The following is a 17,983-nucleotide window of genomic DNA, read 5'->3' as shown; positions in this document are numbered from 1 at the left end:
TTCCCTCACGGACGGAAAAGGTGCCGGGAACCGGGCCCCTGCACCGGTAGCGTGGTGATCATGCTGGTCCGGTTGCTCCCGCGGTTCCTGCGCCCTCACCGGGGGGCGCTGATCGCGGTGGTGCTGCTGCAGATGGTGGCCACCGGCACCATGCTGATCCTGCCGGCGCTCAACGCCGACCTGATCGACTACGGCGTCGCCCGCGGCGACATCGGGTACATCCTCACTACCGGCGCGGTGATGCTGGCGATCAGCTCGGTGCAGATCGGCTGCTCGATCGGTTCGGTGTACTTCGCGGCGCGCACCGCCATGGCCGTCGGCCGCGACGTGCGGCTCGCCGTGCTCCGGCGCGTCGGCGGGTTCTCCGCCCGCGAGTTCGGCCGGTTCGGCGCGCCGTCGCTCATCACCCGCAACACCAACGACGTGCAGCAGGTGCAGATGCTCGTGCTGATGAGCTGCACCATCGTGGTGATGGCCCCGATCATGGGCATCGGTGGCATCGTCATGGCGCTGCGCGAGGACGCCGGCACGTCGCTGGTGCTCGTCGCAGCCGTGCCCGTCCTCGCGGTCACCATGTTCGTCCTGATCGCGATGATGGTGCCCGCCTTCCGGGTGATGCAGGTACGCATCGACGCCGTCAATCGGGTACTGCGCGAACAGATCACCGGTATCCGCGTGGTGCGGGCGTTCGTGCGCGAGCGCACCGAACAGGACCGGTTCGAGGTCGCCAACGCGGAACTGACCGACACGGCCCTGCACGTCGGCCGCATCAACGCCCTGCTGTTCCCGCTCGTGATGCTCATCGCCAACGCCACGAGCGTGGCCGTGCTGTGGTTCGGCGGCCACCGTATCGACACCGGTGACATGCAGGTCGGATCCCTCACCGCGCTGCTGAGCTACATCATGCAGATCCTGATGGCGGTGATGATGACATCGTTCGTGGCGATGATGGCGCCGCGCGCGGCGGTGTGTGCCGAGCGGATCCTCGACGTACTCGACACCGAATCGTCGCTGCCGGCGCCGGCTCGGCCCGTCCGCACTCTCGCCACCCCCGTGACCCTCGAGCTGCGGGGTGCGGCCTTCGCGTATCCCGGCGCCGACGCGCCCGTCTTGCGCGACGTGACGTTCCGGGCCGAGCCCGGCAGCACGACCGCCGTGATCGGCGGTACCGGCTCCGGCAAGACGACCCTGCTGCGGCTGATCCCGCGGCTGATCGACGTCACCGCCGGCTCGGTCCTGGTGGGCGGCACCGATGTGCGTGACCTGGACCCGCAGGTGCTGCGCGCCGCGATCGGTCTCGTGCCGCAGCGGGCCTACCTGTTCTCCGGCACCGTCGCCGACAATCTGCGGTACGGCCGCGCCGACGCGACCGACGACGAGCTCTGGCACGCCCTCGAGGTCGCGCAGGCCGCGGACTTCGTCCGGGCGATGCCGGAGGGGCTGAACACCCTCGTCGCCCAGGGCGGCACCACGGTCTCGGGCGGGCAGCGCCAGCGCCTGGCCATCGCCCGGGCACTGGTCCGCCGGCCGTCGATCTACCTGTTCGACGATGCGTTCTCGGCCCTGGACCAGGCCACCGACGCGCGGCTGCGGGAGGCACTGTTCCCGGAGACCCGCGATGCGTGCGTCGTGGTCGTCGCGCAACGGGTGTCCACGGTGCTCGACGCCGACCGCATCGTCGTCCTCGACGGCGGGGCCGTCGTCGGCTCGGGCACGCACCTGGAGCTGCTCGCGAGCTGCCCGACCTACGCCGAGATCGTCGAGTCGCAGCGCATGGTGACCGCATGACCGAGCGCAAGGAGGCGGGGCCGCGGATCGGGGGTGTGGACCCGGGCGCGCCGGAGAACCGGGCACGGCAGAAGTGGCCGGCCACCAAACGGCTCGTCGGCCTGTTGCGGCCGCACCGGTGGGCCGCGGCCGTGGTGCTCGTCCTGGCCGTGCTCGGGGTGGTGGCGTCCTCGGTGGCGCCCCGCATTCTCGGCCACGCCACCGACCTGATCTTCAGCGGGGTGATCGGCCGTCAGCTGCCCGCCGGGTTGTCGAAGGAACAGGCGGTCGAGGCACTGCGGGCGCAGGGACGCGACCAGTTCGCGGAGATGGTGTCGGCCATGTCGCTCGTGCCGGGCGCGGGCATCGACTTCGCCGCCCTCGGCCGCACCCTCGTGTTCGTGCTCGCGCTGTACCTGCTGTCGTCGGGCCTGATCTGGCTGGCGGCGTACGGGCTCAACGAGATCGTGCAGCGCGTCATCCGCGACCTGCGATCCCGGGTGGAACGCAAGGTGCACGCGCTGCCGCTGCGCTATTTCGACTCCCATTCCCGCGGCGATCTGCTCAGCCGCGTCACCAACGACATCGACAACATCTCGCAGGGCTTGCAGCAGTCGATCAGCCAGCTGGTGCTGTCGGTGCTCACCCTGCTCGGGCTCGTCGTGATGATGGTGTGGATCTCGCCGCTGCTCGCGCTCGTCGCGATCCTCATGGTGCCGGCGTCGGTGGTGGTGACCGCGGTCGTGGCGAAGCGGTCCAAACGGCACTTCGTGACCCAGTGGAAGGCCACCGGCGACCTCAACGGCCAGATCGAGGAGGCCTTCACCGGCCACGAACTCGTCACCGCGTTCGGCCGCACCGCCGAGGTCGAGCGTCGCTTCACCGAGACCAACGACGAACTGTTCCGGGCCGGGTTCCGCGCCCAGTTCGTCTCCGGTCTGGTGATGCCGCTGGTGATGTTCATGAGCAACCTCAGCTACGTCGCGATCGCCGTGCTCGGCGGGCTGCGGGTCGCGTCGGGCACCGTCAGCCTCGGCGAGGTGCAGGCCCTGATCCAGTACTCGCGGCAGCTCGGTCAGCCGCTCGGCCAGATCGGCGCGATGGTCAACCTGCTGCAGTCCGCGGCGGCGTCCGCCGAGCGGGTGTTCGAGATCCTCGACGAACCCGAACAGGAACCCGACTCGCCTGCCCCCGTCACCCCGTGGGGGCGGCACGGCCTGGTCGAGTTCGAGGACGTCTCGTTCTCGTACCTGCCGGAGCGACCGCTGATCGAGCATCTCGACCTGCGCGTCGAGCCGGGGCAGATGGTCGCGATCGTCGGGCCCACCGGCGCGGGCAAGACCACCCTGGTGAACCTGATCCTGCGCTTCTACGAACTGGATTCGGGACGAATCCTCGTCGACGGCGTGGACATCACGACCATGAGCCGCGACGAGCTGCGCTCGCGTATCGGGATGGTGCTGCAGGACACCTGGCTCTTCGGCGGCACCATCCGCGACAACATCGCCTACGGCAGGCCGGACGCCACCGAGGACCAGATCCTCGAGGCCGCCCGCATCAGCTACGTCGACCGGTTCGTGCGGTCCCTGCCCGACGGCTACGACACCGTGATCGACGAGGACGCCGGCAACATCAGCGCGGGGGAGCGGCAGCTGATCACCACGGCCCGCGCCTTCCTCGCGCAGCCGTCCATCCTGATCCTCGACGAGGCCACCAGCTCGGTCGACACCCGCACCGAACTGCTCGTGCAGCACGCGACGGCGGTGCTGCGCCGGGACCGCACCAGTTTCGTGATCGCGCACCGGCTGTCGACCATCCGCGACGCGGACCGGATCGTGGTGATGGAGCACGGGCGCATCGTGGAACAGGGCACGCACGACGAGCTCCTCGAGGCCGGCGGCGCCTACTTCCGGTTGTACGACGCGCAGTTCCGCGCCCTCGTGGAGTGACCGGGCGAGTTCGGGCCGTCCGCGCTGCGACACCGTCCGCGCTGCGACACAGTATCGACCCGTCACCGGGGAGATCGGCGGCGCTCATCGATTCGACCGAGATGGTCCGCCAGAATCGGGCCGATGACCGAGGTCGCTTCGGGATTCATCATATGCAGGTGATCACCCGCGACGACGTGCTCGACGATCGAGCCCGTCACGGTCTTCCGCCACAGCTCCGGTGATGTCTCGCCCGAGTCGTCCAACGAGTTCGCGGCAGCGAAGAACAGCATGTCGCCGTCGAATACCTCCAGCCCGAGTTCCGGTCCGGTGCGGTGCACCTCGGCGTATGCCCCCAGTATGTGCTCGAGATCGCTTGGTGTGAGACCTGTTTCGTGCCCGAGCATGCGATTCACCTGAGTGAGTGCGGTGTCGAACGAAATGTCTGTGGGCTCGGCGCTGTCGGCGTCGATACCCAAACTGGCGAGAACCTCCGCGAGAGTCAGCTCTTTTCGAGCGCGCTCGATCGGGTAGTAGTCGAGCATCACGAGATCGACCGTCTCTCCCGCGCTTCGCAGTTGGACCGCCATGTGGTGCGCGATCAGGCCGCCCTGCGACCAGCCGAGCAGGTGGTAGGGGCCGTGCGGTCGCACCGCCCGCAGCTCCTCGACGTAGCGACGGGCGAGGGCGTGGTGGGACGCATAGGCCGGCCCGCCGGAGAGAAGGGGGAGCTGAAGGCCGTACACGGCGCGGTCGGGAAGGTACCGCAACAGTCCGGCATACACCCAGGAGATACCGATCGCGGGGTGCACGCAGAACAGCGGAGTACGGCTGCCCCCCGCCCGGAGCGGGATCAGCACGTCGAGCGCCTCGATCGTCGACGGCGTGTCCCCACCGGGATGGGTATCCAGGCGATGTGCCAGGCCTGCTGGTGTGGGTGCGAGGAAGATCAGCGGTAGCGGGACGTCCCCGGAGAGTTTCGACTTCAGGATGGCTGCCACACGAACGGCGCTGAGAGAGTTTCCTCCGAGGTCGAAGAAGTTGTCGTCGATCCCGACGCGTTCCAGGTCGAGCCCCGACGCGAAGGCCTCCGCAACGATGCGCTCGGTGTCGGTGCGCGGGGACCGATACTCCGACCGGCTGAACTCCGGGGCCGGTAGCGCCGCCCGATCCACTTTCCCGGTGGGTGTCACCGGCATCGCCGGGAGCACTGTCAATGCCACCGGCACCATGTACGACGGCAGCACGGCCGCCAGGGAACGGAGGATCTCCGCCGGGTCGGCCGGTGCGTGTGCGGGCACGATGTAGGCGGCCAATTGCTCGCCCCGCCCACCGTCGCGGACCACGGCCACGGCCTGGGCGACCGCGGGGTGCCGCACCAGCGCCGCCTCCACCTCTTCCAGTTCGATGCGCAATCCCCGCACCTTCACCTGGAAGTCGGAACGCCCCACGTATTCCAATTCGAGTCGCCCGGTCGTGTCTGTCCACCGCACCAGGTCACCGGTGCGGTACATCCGTCGTCCCGGCGCTCCGAACGGGTCGGCCACGAATCGGGTCGCCGTCGTTCCCGGTTGCCGGTGGTACCCGCGGGCCAGTCCCGGACCCGCCACGTACAGTTCCCCGCTCACCCCGACCGGCACCGGCTGTATCCGCCGATCCGCTACCACCTCGGCGAATCCGGGCATCGGTACGCCGATCGTGATCGGTTCGTCCGCCGCCAAGGGGTCGCGGACATTCGACATCACCGTCGTCTCGGTGGGTCCGTACCCGTTGACCATGCGTCTGCCGGTCGCCCATCGCTCGACGAGCCACGGTGGACACGTCTCACCGCCGACGCACACGAATGCGAGTTCGTCCAGCTCCGACGGATCGATGGTGGCCAGCACGGTGGGGGTGATGTACAGATGGGTGATCCGCGCGGTACGCAGAAGTGCCTTCATCTCGGCGCCTCCGTACACCGTGGGTGGCGCCACCACCAGCTGTCCGCCGGCCGCGAAGGCCGTGAGGTACTCCAGCAGCGACGCGTCGAAACTGGGTGAGATTGCATGCAGAACCCGGGATTCGGAGTCGGCGACACCCGCACACCACTGCGCCGGAGTTGTCAGTCCCCGGTGGGTCACCGTCACTCCCTTGGGTGCGCCCGTCGAGCCCGACGTGAAGATCACGTACGCGGTGTTGTCCGGCCGTACCGGCGCGAGCCGGTCGGCATCGGTGACGGGGGACGCAGGAAATCCGGACAGATCGAGGGCGTCCGTGCGTATCACAGGCACTGTTCCCGGCAGCTCGATCCCTTCCGCGGTCAGCACGCACATCGGCTGTGCGATCTCGAGGATGCGTGCGATACGTTCAGCTGGGTGATCAGGGTCGATCGGCACGTACACGCCCCCGGCTTCGATGATCGCGAGCGTCGCCACCAGTTGGTCGACGGATCGACGCATCACCACGATCACGGGCGCCTCGGGACGGACGCCCCGGGAGATCAACCATCGCGCCAGCCGGCTGATCCGGGCTCCGAAGTCTGCATAGGTCAGTTGTTCTCCGTTCCCGACGACTGCGATCGCGTCCCGATGGCGGGTCACCTGTCCTGCGAACATCTCGGTCCACGTCGCCTCGGATATCGAGACCGCCGGGGAACTCCCGACCGGAGCCAGGCGCCGGCGTTCGGTTTCGTCGAGAAGGTTCAACCGACCGAGTGTCGTCTCGGGTTCGTCGACGACGGCGTCGAGCACTCGGACGACCCGCCTCAGGATCTGCTCGGCACTTCCGCGGTCGTACAGGTCGGGTCGGTAGCTGATGCGCAGGTGCAGCAGGGGGTCGGTGTGTGCGATCAGTGCAACGGGGTAGTGACCGGAGTCGCGGGCGGTCACATGAGTCACGCGCATGCCGGCGACATCGGTGGCCCGACTCAACGCGGCCCGGTCGACGGGATACGACTCGAACACCGTCAGCGTGTCGAAGACGGCGGCCGGCCCGGCTGCCCGTTGGATGTCCACCAGCCCGACGTGGTGACTGTCGAGCAACTCGGTCTGTTCGGCGCGAACCCGTTCGAGCAACTCCGTGAGGGTCCTGTTCGGATCGACGCTGATGCGTACCGGCACGGTATTGATGAACAGCCCGACCATCTCCTCGATGCCGGGCACCGTCGCCTGTCGGCCGGAGACGGTGCTGCCGAACACGACGTCGCGAAGCGAGGTGAGCGTGGCCAGCACAATCCCCCACGCGACCTGCACGAGGGTGTTGAGCGTCAGGGAATGCGTGCGTGCGAATGCCTCGAGCTGTCGTGTCCGATCCTCGCCGAGCGTCCGAGACGTTTCCTCGGAGACGGCCCCCACCGGCTCGCCTCGCCGGCCCGGGACGAGCAGAGTCGGGCCGTCGACTCCCCTCAGATAGCGGGACCATGCCGAGCATGCGGCGTCGGAATCCTGGCGGGCGAGCCAGGTCAGATAGTCCCGGTAGGCGTGGGGTGGGGGCAGGACCGATGTGTCACCCGCACCGGCGTAGAGGACGAGCAGTTCCTTCAGTAGCAGCGGCGCAGACCACCCGTCGAGCAGGAGGTGGTGATTGGTGAACAGCAGCCGGAAGTCGTCGGGTCCCATCCGGATCAGGGTCAGCCGCAGCAGTGGCGCGACGGCGGTGTCGAAGCGCGCGAGCCGGTCCTCGGTCAGGATCCGGTCCAGCTCGGTGTCGCGGACGGCGACGTCCACGGCCGTCAGATCGATCTCGCGGAGCGGGAGTTCGATCCCGCGCTGGACGACCTGGACCGGGTTGCCCTCGTCGAGCGCGAAGGCGACCCGCAAGTTCGGGTGTCGGACCACGACGGCCGCAGCCGCATGCCGCAGGCGCGGCGGGTCGATCCGCCCCTGCAGATGCAGGGTGAGCTGCACCGTGTAGGCGTCGACGGAGTCCGCCTGCATGGCGTGGAACAGCAGGCCGCTCTGCAAGGGAGTCAACGGCCAGACGTCCTCGAGCCCCGGATAGCGATGCTCGAGATCGTCGATCGCACGCTGGGACAGCGGCACCAACGACAGATCCGACGGTGTGTGTCCGCCGGCGCCGGGCACCGTGGTGTCGAGGGCCAGCGCGATCAGGGCCTGCCGCCACCGTTGTGCCAGATCGGTGACCTCGTCCGTGGCCAGCACGCCGGTCGGGAACGTGAACGATGTGCGCAGCATCGGCCCGGTGTCCGTGTCGACGACGACGGCGTTGACCGCCACTGCGGCGGCCGCCGGCTGAGCCGGATCTGTGCCGGGCCCGAGCTCGATGTCGGCGATCGGTATCCATCCGGCCTCTCGGGCGCTTCCCGACGTGGTGGTCGCGACCCGGCCGAGATAGTTGAAGACGATCTGCGGTTCGGGACGGGACTCGAGCGTCGTGCGGTACTCGTCGTCGATCCAGCGCAGCATGCCGTACCCGATGCCGTGGTCGGGAAGGGCGAGGAGTTGTTCCTTGACCGCTTTGACCGCATCGATACCCCTTCCCGTGCCCGTCGCGAACACCTCGGACGAATCGATTCCGGACAGATCGAGCCGCATCGGGAACATGGTGGTGAACCACCCGACCGTCCGGGACAGGTCGGCGCCGGGTACCACCTGTTCCTCCCGGCCGTGGCCTTCGAGTCCGACCAGGACCCGATCGGAGTCCTGTCCACGAGCGCGGCGCCACGTGATCACCGCTGCGCCGAGGGCTGTGAGGAGACCGTCGTTCACGCCGCCGTGGACGGCGGCCGGCAGTGCGGTGAGGAGGATCTCGGTGGTGACGGTCGGCACGTCGACGGTGATCGTGTCGAGGGTGGCACCGACATCCTTCGCAGTGTCGAGGAACCGCGAGCCCAGGGGAGGCTCCTCGACCGTGAGCATGTCCTGCCACAGATCCAGTTCTGCGCGCCGGGTTTCGCTGCGGGATTCCTCGCGCAGCCCGTGGGCCCATCGGCGCATCGAGGTGTGCTCGGCTTCGAGTTCGGGCTTGAGTCCTGCGACGGTCCTCTCCCACGTGGTGGCGAGGTCCGGCACCAGGATGCGCCACGACACGCCGTCGATCACCAGGTGATGGGCCACCAGCAGCAACCTGCCGATCGGTCCCGCATCGAACCACACCGCTTGCAGCACGATCCCGGACGTGGGGTCGAGTCGCCCGGTCGCGGCATCGAGTGCCGCCACGACGGTGGAGGTGAAGTCCGGGCCGGTGACCGAGTCGACCGGTATCCGAAGGAGCAGGGTGTCCGCGTGTACCGTTCCGGCCGGCCGTGTTTCGAGGCACCACCCGGATGCGGACTCCGAGGGGAGGTGCAGTCGTGCGCGCAGCATGTCGTGCCGATCCACCACCGCCTGCAGTGCGGCCGTCAGATTCGCCTCGTCCGCCTCGGCGGGGAGGGTGAGCAACACCGATTGCGAGAATCGGTCGAAGCCACCGCCGCGTTCGAACAGCCATCGGAGGATCGGGAGCGGGGTGATGTCGCCGATTCCTCCTCCGGGCAGTTCCGGAAGCGCCTCGTGACCCTGTGCGAGGGAGGTGGCCACGGCGGCCAACGCCGAAACCGTCTTGTGTTCGAACACGTCTCGTGGCGAGATGAGCACACCCGCCGCCTTCGCCCGTGCGACGAGCTGGATCGACATGATCGAGTCCCCGCCGAGCGCGAAGAAGGAATCGTGCGCTCCGACCCGCCCGAGTCCCAGCACTTCGGCGAAGACGGCGGCCAGTGTCTCCTCGGTGGGTGTCGACGGCGCCTGGACGTCAGCGCCCGGGATCGCGAACTCCGGTGCCGGCAGGGCCCGATGGTCGAGCTTTCCGTGCGCGGTCAAGGGGAGAGCGGCCATGTGCACGAGTGCGGACGGAACCATGAAGTCCGGAAGTCGCTCGGAGACGAAGTGGCGGATCTCGTCGAGGCGGGTACTCGCGGCGGGGTCGTTGACGTATCGGGCGAGTGGACCGATCGGTCCCGCCGGGAGATACACATCCGTCACGGCGGCGGGATCGGTGTCGTTCGTCTCCCCGGCGATGAAGACGGCGTCCATCCCGCCCGGCGTGGGGGACCAGGTCACCGCGACCGAGTATCCGAGTTCCTTTCCGACGGAATCCAAGTCGTGCGGCATCCAGCCGTCTTGCGTCGGGGCTCCGTCGAGCAGGTTCTGCACCGGCATGCCATCGGGTGCCTCGTCGAGCCGGTCGGCCAGCGCGACGGCACGCACCAGCCCGGCGTGCGGTATCCCGTTGACACGCAACATGTCCGGCCGATGTGCGCGGAGGTGGTCGCACAGGGCCGCCATCGTTCCCCACCGGTGCCACGGTTGCCTCGGGGCGTCTCCGAGGGAGCGGACCGGCGCCGGATCGGTCCGCAGGATCACCTGATAGCGGTGGCAGCTGAGTTCGTTGACCGCGTGCATCCGGCCGAGCTGGATCTCTGTCCCCGCGATGCCGGTCAGGTGCTGCGGCAGTGAGGTGAAGAATTCGGGAGCGAGCAGCAGTTCCCGCTCGGTGAGCATCGCCCGGCGGACCCGTTCGCGAACGACCGATGCGGTGTCTGTCACGCCGGCACGCGCGAGTTCCACTCCGGCCGCGAACTGTGGCAACGATGCCAGGTTCCGAACGTCGCCGAGGTACAGCGCCCCGCCGGGCGTGAGCAGTCGCAGTGCCTTTCCGAGTACCTCGAGCAGATACGCGGCGTCGGGGAAGTACTGGACCACCGAGTTGAGCACCACGGTGTCGAAGTGGCCTTCGGGCAGACCGTCGGTCACGTGAGCGGGCTGCGTCCGCAGCCGCACCCGCTGCGCCCACGGTTGTCCGGCCACCTTGACACGCAGCGACGCGATCGCCGATGCGGCGAAGTCCGTCGCCCAGTACTCGCCGCATTCGGGGGCGAGTTCGGCGAGCAGCAATCCCGAGCCCGCGCCGAGTTCGAGCAGCCGGTGCGGTCGCAGCGTCCGGATCGACTGCACGGCCGCGTCCCGCCACTGCCGCATCTCGTCGAGGGGCAGCGGTCGACCGGTGGCGCTGGCGTTCCAGCCGCCGAAGTCCTCGTCGAGCGACAGCGCCGGTGAGGCGGGGACGGCAGCCGCCGCGTCCGAGTACACGTCGTCGTACAGAGCCTGCCAGCGCTCGACCGCTTCCGACTCCCGGGCTGCCTCCGCCCGCAGGGTCAGGTCCCGGTCGAGCACGACATATCCGACCAGCTGCGTGCTCGCGATGTCACCCGGTACCTCGCGCGGGACCACCGCCGCCTGTGCGACTGCGGGATGGGAAGTCAGGACCGCCTCGACCTCACCGGGCTCGACCCGGAATCCACGGATCTCGAGCTGGTCGTCGACGCGGCCGACGAATTCGAGGTCTGCGGCTCTCACCCGCCCGGATTCCGTGCGTTCGCGGGACCGCCATGCCACGAGATCCCCCGACCGGTACATCCGCTGCCCGGGCGCCCCGAACGGGCATGCGACGAACCGGCTCGCCGTCATCGCCGGCCGGCCGTGGTAGCCGCGTCCGACGCCCGCGCCGGCCAGGTACAGCTCCCCGGGCACCCCGACCGGTACCGGTTGCAGGCCGGCATCGAGCACGAACACCTGCACGCCCTCGATGGGTGTTCCGATCGGCACCGAGCTGCTGCCCGGTTCGTGGGTGATCGGCACCGGATACAGGGTGGCGCAGACGGTGGTCTCCGTCGGTCCGTATGCGTTGACCACGAGGGGGCCGGGATGCGCGGTGCGGAAGCGGTCGACCGCCGCCGGGAACAGCGCCGCACCAGCCGTGACCACCTGGTCCACGTGATCCCATACCCCGTCCGTGGCGATGCCGGGATCGGCGAGCAGATGGAACATCGGAGTCGAGACGAACACGGCTGTGACACCGTGGTCGAGCACCGTCTGCGCGATACCCATCGGATCTGCCGGCCCGGGCGGGGCGAGCACGAGCTCGGCGCCGGTGAGCAGGGCCGGCCAGATTTCGTACACGGACGCATCGAAACCCGGCGAGGACGTCATCGACATCCGCTCCCGCGGCCGGTTCGCGGGCCAGCCGTGCGAGACCAGGTGGACGAGATTGCGGTGGGTGATCGTCACGCCCTTCGGCACGCCGGTCGAGCCCGAGGTGTAGATGAGATATGCCGGATGCTCGGGACGCAGCGGCATTCGCCGATCGGAATCGGTGACGGGACCGACTCGCGGCGTCGGGTCGCCGAGCGATGCTCCGCCGGCGTCGAGGAACAGCACGGGGCATGCCGGGGACCGCAATCGACCGGCGACGACAGCGTCGCTCAGCACCAGGAGAGGGGCGGCGTCCTCGAGGATGAACCTGGTGCGTTCACCGGGATAGCCCGGGTCGATCGGCAGATACGCGCCGCCGGCCGTCGACACCGCCAGCAGGGCCACGATCGATGCCGCCGAACGATCCAGGGCGACCGCCACGACCGACTCCGGGCCCACGCCGAGGTCGATCAACCGGTGGGCCAATCGGGTCGCGCGAGCCGCCAACTCGCGATACGTCCACTGTTCGGTACCGGAGGTGAGCGCCACCGCATCCGGGTCGGCGGACACCTGCCGGGCGAACAGCATCGGTACCGTTGTGTCCGGAACGGTCACCGTCGTGCCGTTCCACTCCCGCAACACCTGCACGCGCTCGTGCGGTTCGAGCAGGTCCACCAGGCCGAAGCGGCGTTGCGGACACGTCACCATCGACGTGAGAACCCGGACGAAGCGCGCCGCGATCTGCTGCACGGTGCTGCGATCGAACAGATCGCTCGCGTACTCGATCGTTCCCCGCATCCCTCCGGGCGAATGCGGTGTCGCCGGAACGTCGGACAGGCTGAAGAACAGGTCGAATCGGGCCACGCCGGCCGTCACCGGCTCCATCGCGACCTGGAGCCCGGGATAGTCGAGGACAGGAAGCGGGTTGTTCTGCAACGCCATCGCGACCTGGAACAATGCGTGATGCGCGGTGGACCGGACCGGATTGAGCAGTTCGACGAGGCGTTCGAACGGCGCGTCCTGATTCTCGTACGCGGCCAGCGCCTTTGCCCGCACCTGGTCGAGAACCGCTGTGAAATCGTCGAGTCCGGACAGATCGACGCGCAGCACCCAGGAGTTGACGAAGAATCCCACCAGGTCGGCCAGCAGCTCATCGGTACGGCCCGCTACCGGACCGCCGATGAGGATGTCGGTTCCGGCGCCGAGCTTGTGCAGTAGCACGGCCAGTGCCGACTGCATCACCATCGATGTGGTCGCTCCGCGTGAGCGGGCCAGCTCGTCGACTGCTTCCCGCAGCGACGCATCGACGGTGAACTCGACCGTTCCGCCCTCGAACGACTGCACCGGAGGCCGGATTCGGTCTGTCGGCAAGCGGAGCTGCTCCGGCGCATCCGCCAATTCTGCTCGCCAGTACTCGAACTGGCGATAGAGCATACTGTCCGGATCGGTCTCCGTACCGAGCATCTCCCGCTGCCACAGCGCGTAGTCCGCATACTGCACCGGCAGCGGATCCCAGTTCGGCGCCGATCCTGCGGCCCGGGCCGCGTATGCGGTCATGACGTCGCGCACCAGGGGGACCATGGAGGCGCCGTCGCCGGCGATGTGGTGGAGCACGAGCACCAGAACGTGCTCGTCGGGAGATTGCCGAAGCAGCGCCGCGCGTATCGGGATTTCGGTGGAGAGATCGAAGCGGTACGCGACCTCCGCCCCGACCGCGTCGGCCATGAGTTCGCCGGAAACCGTTGTCACGGGGAGCGACAGCGTGACCTCGTCGACCGGCAGGATCCGTTGGAAGGGAACGCCCTCTTCCTCCCCGAACACCGTGCGCAGGCTCTCGTGGCGGGTGACCACATCGGTGAAGGCCGCCACCATGGCCGCGACGTCCACTTCCCCGCGGAGACGCGCCGCCATCGGAAGGTTGTACGTCGTCGACGGCCCCTCGTAACGGTGGATGAACCACAGTCGGCTCTGGGCGTAGGACAACGGAATCCGATTCGGGCGCCGCTGCGGGACGAGCGGCGGCCGCGCAACACCGCACTCCGCGAGCCGCAGTACCAGTCCGGCGACGGTCGGGGCCTCGAAGACGGTCCTGATCGGTACCTCGGCCCGTAGGGTCGCGCGGATCCGGGCGATGAGTCCCGTGGCCAGCAGCGAGTCCCCGCCGAGGTCGAAGAAGCCGTCGTCGAGGCCTACCCGGTCGGGAGCGACGCCGAGTACCTGGGCGAATGCCCCAACCAGGGTCCGTTCCAGCGCCGTGCGCGGCGGCCGGTACGCCGATCCTCCGAACGTCGGGACCGGCAGTGCATTCCGGTCGATCTTGCCGTTGGCGGTGACGGGCATCGCGGCCAGCGCCACCACTACCGCGGGCACCAGGAAGTCGGGCAGCGCGGTCGCCACCGACTTCTGTACCTCTGCCCCGTCGACGACCTCGCCCGGGCGGGACACCACGTAGCCCACGAGATGCTCGATTCCACCGTCGACCCGGAGCACCGCCACTGCCTGACCCACCCGGTCGTGGCGCAGCAACGCCGCCTCCACCTCGCCGAGCTCGATTCGCCGGCCTCGCAGCTTCACCTGAAGATCCGCGCGTCCGACGTACTCGAGCCGCAGCAGCGAGGTTCCGCCGACCGGTGCGCTCGTCCCGGTCGACCAGCGCATCAGGTCCCCGGTGCGGTACATCCGCCGCCCCGGTGCCCCGAACGGATCCGCCACGAACCGCGTCGCGGTGGTCCCGAACCGGCGGTGGTACCCCCGCGCCAGAGCCGGTCCCGACAGGTAGAGTTCCCCGACGACGCCGACGGGTACGGGATGCAGGCGTGCGTCGAGCACGATCGCTTCGAATCCCGGCCCCGGATTCCCGAGTCCGACGCCGTCGCCGGGCAGAAGATCGTCGGTTGTCGCCTGCACCGTCGCCTCGCTGGGACCGTACCCGTTGACCATGCGCCGGCCCGGTGCCCACCGCTCCACGAGGCCCGGGGGACACGATTCGCCGCCGACGATCACGAAGACCAGGTCGTCCAGACTCCTCGGGTCGAGGGTGGACAGGACCGCCGGAGTGGTACACCAGTGCGTGACGTGCTCGGCGGCGAGCAGTCGTGCGAGTTCGGTGCCGCCGTACACCCCGGCGGGTGCTACGACCAGCTGAGCCCCGACACCGAACGCGAGGAGCATCTCGAGCACTGCCAGATCGAAACTGGGCGACGCGCCGTGCCATACGCGCGCCCCCGGCTCGGCCGATACCGCCGCAAAGGCCACGAGGTTAGCCAGTCCGCGATGCGTGATCACGACACCTTTCGGCGTCCCCGTCGACCCCGAGGTGTAGATCAGGTACGCCGGATGATCCGCCCTCAGCGGCACCACGCGGTCCGCATCGGCCACCGTCGTCTCGCGCCCGGCCGGCGGGTCGGCCATCCGGCGATCGTCGAGTACCACCCACCGCACGCGTTCCGGCATCCGAGCACGCTGGGAGACCGTCGTCAGTCCCAGGACCGCGCCGCAGTCGTCCAGCATGAACTCGATCCGCTCGGCCGGGTAGGTCGGATCCACCGGCACGAACGCCGCGCCCGTCTTGGTTACCGCCCATACCGCCACCACCGAGTCGGCCGACCGCTCGATCCCGATCGCGACGAAGCGTTCCGGACCCGCACCGAGGTCGATCAGGCGCCGCGCCAGTCGGTTCGTCTGCTCGTCGAGTGTTCGGTAGGAGATCCGGACCTCCCCACACGACACCGCAACGGCCTCCGGGTCCGCGGACGCCGCAGCCGCGAGGATGTCCGGCAGACGTCGCACCGGGACTCCGTCCGGACCGCGCGCCGGAACCAGAGTCTCCCGTTCTTCCGGGCCGAGCAGATCGATGTCGCCGATCCGCACGGATGCATCCGCCGAGATCGCCGTCAGAATCCGCGTGAACCGGTTCGCGAATCCGCAGACGGTCCCCTCGTCGATCGCCTCGGTCTCATACCGCATGCTCATGCTCATGCCGGTGGTGATGCGGTCCCGCCGCTCGGTCACGGAGATCTGCAGGTCCGCCATGCCGAAGCACATGCTGTCGTAGGTCGTTGCCGTGCCCGTATCCGGCTCGCCGGCGGAAGACTGTGCCTCGACGTGATGTTCGAGCGTCACCCGATACAACGGTGACCGAGTCCCGTCCTGACTCGGACCCAGTGCCTCGGCCAGGCGTCGCGGGGACACGTCGGCATGTTCGAAGGCATCCCGGTCGGTTCGGCCGAGCTGCGCAACCAGGTCGTCGAATCTCGTCGCGGAACCGGCACGAGCACGCAGGACGAGGGTGCCGACGGCATCGTCCACCTTGGCGTCGGATACTCCGGTGCGCGGAACCGGAGTGCCGATCGCGACGTCGTCGACACCGCCGAGGCGTGCCAACAGTACCGACACCGCGGCATGCAGAACGACGAACGAATCGACGTGCTGCTCGGCGGCCAGCGCGACCACGGCGCGGCACGAGTCGTCGTCGAGCGGGAACTGAACTGTCGCAGGACCTTTCGTACTGCGGATCGGCGAGGGGCCGATCGGCAGCTCCGGCGGCGTGGGCAGCCCCGCCAGCGTCGATGTCCAGTAGTCCACGAGCGATGCGTCCCGGAAGCGGCGTTCCGCCTCACGTGCGCTCGTGCGATGAATGGAGCCGAGGGGGGTTCCCGGATCCGCAGTGACGAATTCTTCGAGAAGTTCCGCGATCTGGGTGCACTGCCGGCGTATCTCGTCTTCTCGATACCGATTCGGATTGGCGCGGAATTCGATCGTGGTCGTCGCCGGTGAACCGCCGGGACAGACACTGATCATTCGATCGCCGACCGGTCCCCGGGACAGGACATGGACGGTACCGGTGACCGCGCCCAGTCCCAGCTCCTGCTCGAAGAGCATCACATTGACGAGTGGCACCGAGAAGCGGGACACCGCGTTCCCCGTGGAGCGTCGGATGTCCTCGATCCCGCAGCCCTGATGGCGTAACGCTCCCAGCAGTTCGAGCTGCATCCGCCCGACCAGCTCACCGAGCGTGTCCTCGGCGTGAACCGCGATCCGCAGCGGGACGACGTTGACCAACATGCCGGCCGAATGTCGTAGCTGTGCGGTTGTGCGAGCGGAGACGGGGATGTTGACGAGTACGTCGCCGCTGCCGGACAGCCGCGAGAAGAAGCATGCGAAAGCCGCGAGAACGACCGCCGTCGGCGTTGCGTTCATCGTCTTGGCGGACCCCTGCAGGTGATCGGAGGCGGCTGGGGACAACTCCGCAGTCTCGACGAGGGACGTGACGGCCGGAGGCACTGCGGTGTCTCCGGTTCCGTTGGGCGCGGCCAGCATCCGCTGCGACCAGTAGTCACGATCGGCGGCGAACCTGCGCGATGCTCGATACTTCCGGTCCCGTTCGTACAGGGTGCGCAGGTCTGTCGACGGTCCGGCGTCCGCCGCGCGGCCCTCGAGTGCGGCGGCGTACAACTCCGCGCCCCGATTCATCAGGATCATTGCCCCGAAGCCGTCCAGCACGATGTGATGGGCTTTGACGTAGACCAGGAAGTCGGAGTCGTCGACGCACAGGACCGCGATCTTGCACATCCGGTCGGCGAGCAGGTCGACCGGGTGTTCGACGTCTCGCCGGAGCCACTCCTCGGCGGCGGCCCTCGGCTCACGCCGGTCGCGGAAGTCCAGAACCTCCGTCCGGAAGTCGAGTTCCCGATCGACGATCTGGAACGGGCGCCCGTCGATCTCGATCAGGCGCAGGAAGACGGTCTCGAACTCGCGACCGGCGGATTCGGACACGGCTCGCAACAGATCGAGATCCAACGGCCCGGGAAATTCCACGTACTGGGCGATGACGAAGGGGACCTGGGGGGCGAGCTGCTGCGCCAACCAGATCCCGTACTGAGCCGGTGACAAGGGGAACGCTTCGGGGGGGATCCGACCATCGGGGAATGGATGTGCGTGGTGGCGTAGGGATGGGGCGGCCATATCGGTCCCTTGTGTCCTGGAAAAGACGGTGGCGCATCCGATGCGGGACGCTGTGCGCGACGAACGAACGGGCGCACAGTCTCGGCCGGCGCTCGTGGGAGGTTTCAGGAACGGGCACAGCCCTTCACCGAATTGCCACCGACAATCGGTGGCAATTCAGGCGGGCGGGCTGATATCGGTGCAAGAGAAGATGCCGATGCGCAACCTTCTTTCCGCGTGCGCCCCGGTCCGGGCCGTCGCACCGGAAGCGGGGTGGCCCGTTCCCTGCGACGGCCGGTGTAATTCCCGCGGCTGTGTGAGCCGGCGTGCTTGCACAGCATAGGCTCCCGCCTGCTCGTGTCGCAATATTCGGGATGCCATATCGGCAAGGTGGGA

General features: G+C 68.5%; 3 protein-coding genes. 2 read left to right on the top strand and 1 reads right to left on the bottom strand.

Annotated elements, in window-relative coordinates; all coding sequences use genetic code 11:
- Positions 1-60: 60 nt before the first annotated feature.
- Both ACWPOB_RS24680 and ACWPOB_RS24675 read left to right on the top strand, forming a co-directional pair.
- On the top strand, positions 61-1,788 hold the full coding sequence (locus ACWPOB_RS24680; protein WP_455402427.1) for an ABC transporter ATP-binding protein: 1,728 nt from the start codon (positions 61-63) through the stop codon (positions 1,786-1,788).
- A complete protein-coding gene (locus ACWPOB_RS24675; protein ID WP_100056005.1) occupies positions 1,785-3,716 on the top strand; it encodes an ABC transporter ATP-binding protein in 1,932 nt (643 codons plus the stop codon). The genes ACWPOB_RS24680 and ACWPOB_RS24675 overlap by 4 nt, the downstream gene beginning before the upstream one ends.
- A gap of 62 nt (positions 3,717-3,778) precedes the next feature.
- Here ACWPOB_RS24675 and ACWPOB_RS24670 read toward each other — a convergent pair whose 3' ends face one another.
- Entirely contained in the window at positions 3,779-17,536 is a 13,758-nt protein-coding gene (locus ACWPOB_RS24670; protein WP_455402426.1) for an amino acid adenylation domain-containing protein, read from the bottom strand.
- Between the last annotated feature and the right edge of the window lie 447 nt (positions 17,537-17,983).

This window comes from Rhodococcus sp. 2H158 (genome assembly GCF_053764755.1).
This window is presented reverse-complemented; position numbering and strand designations above follow the sequence as displayed.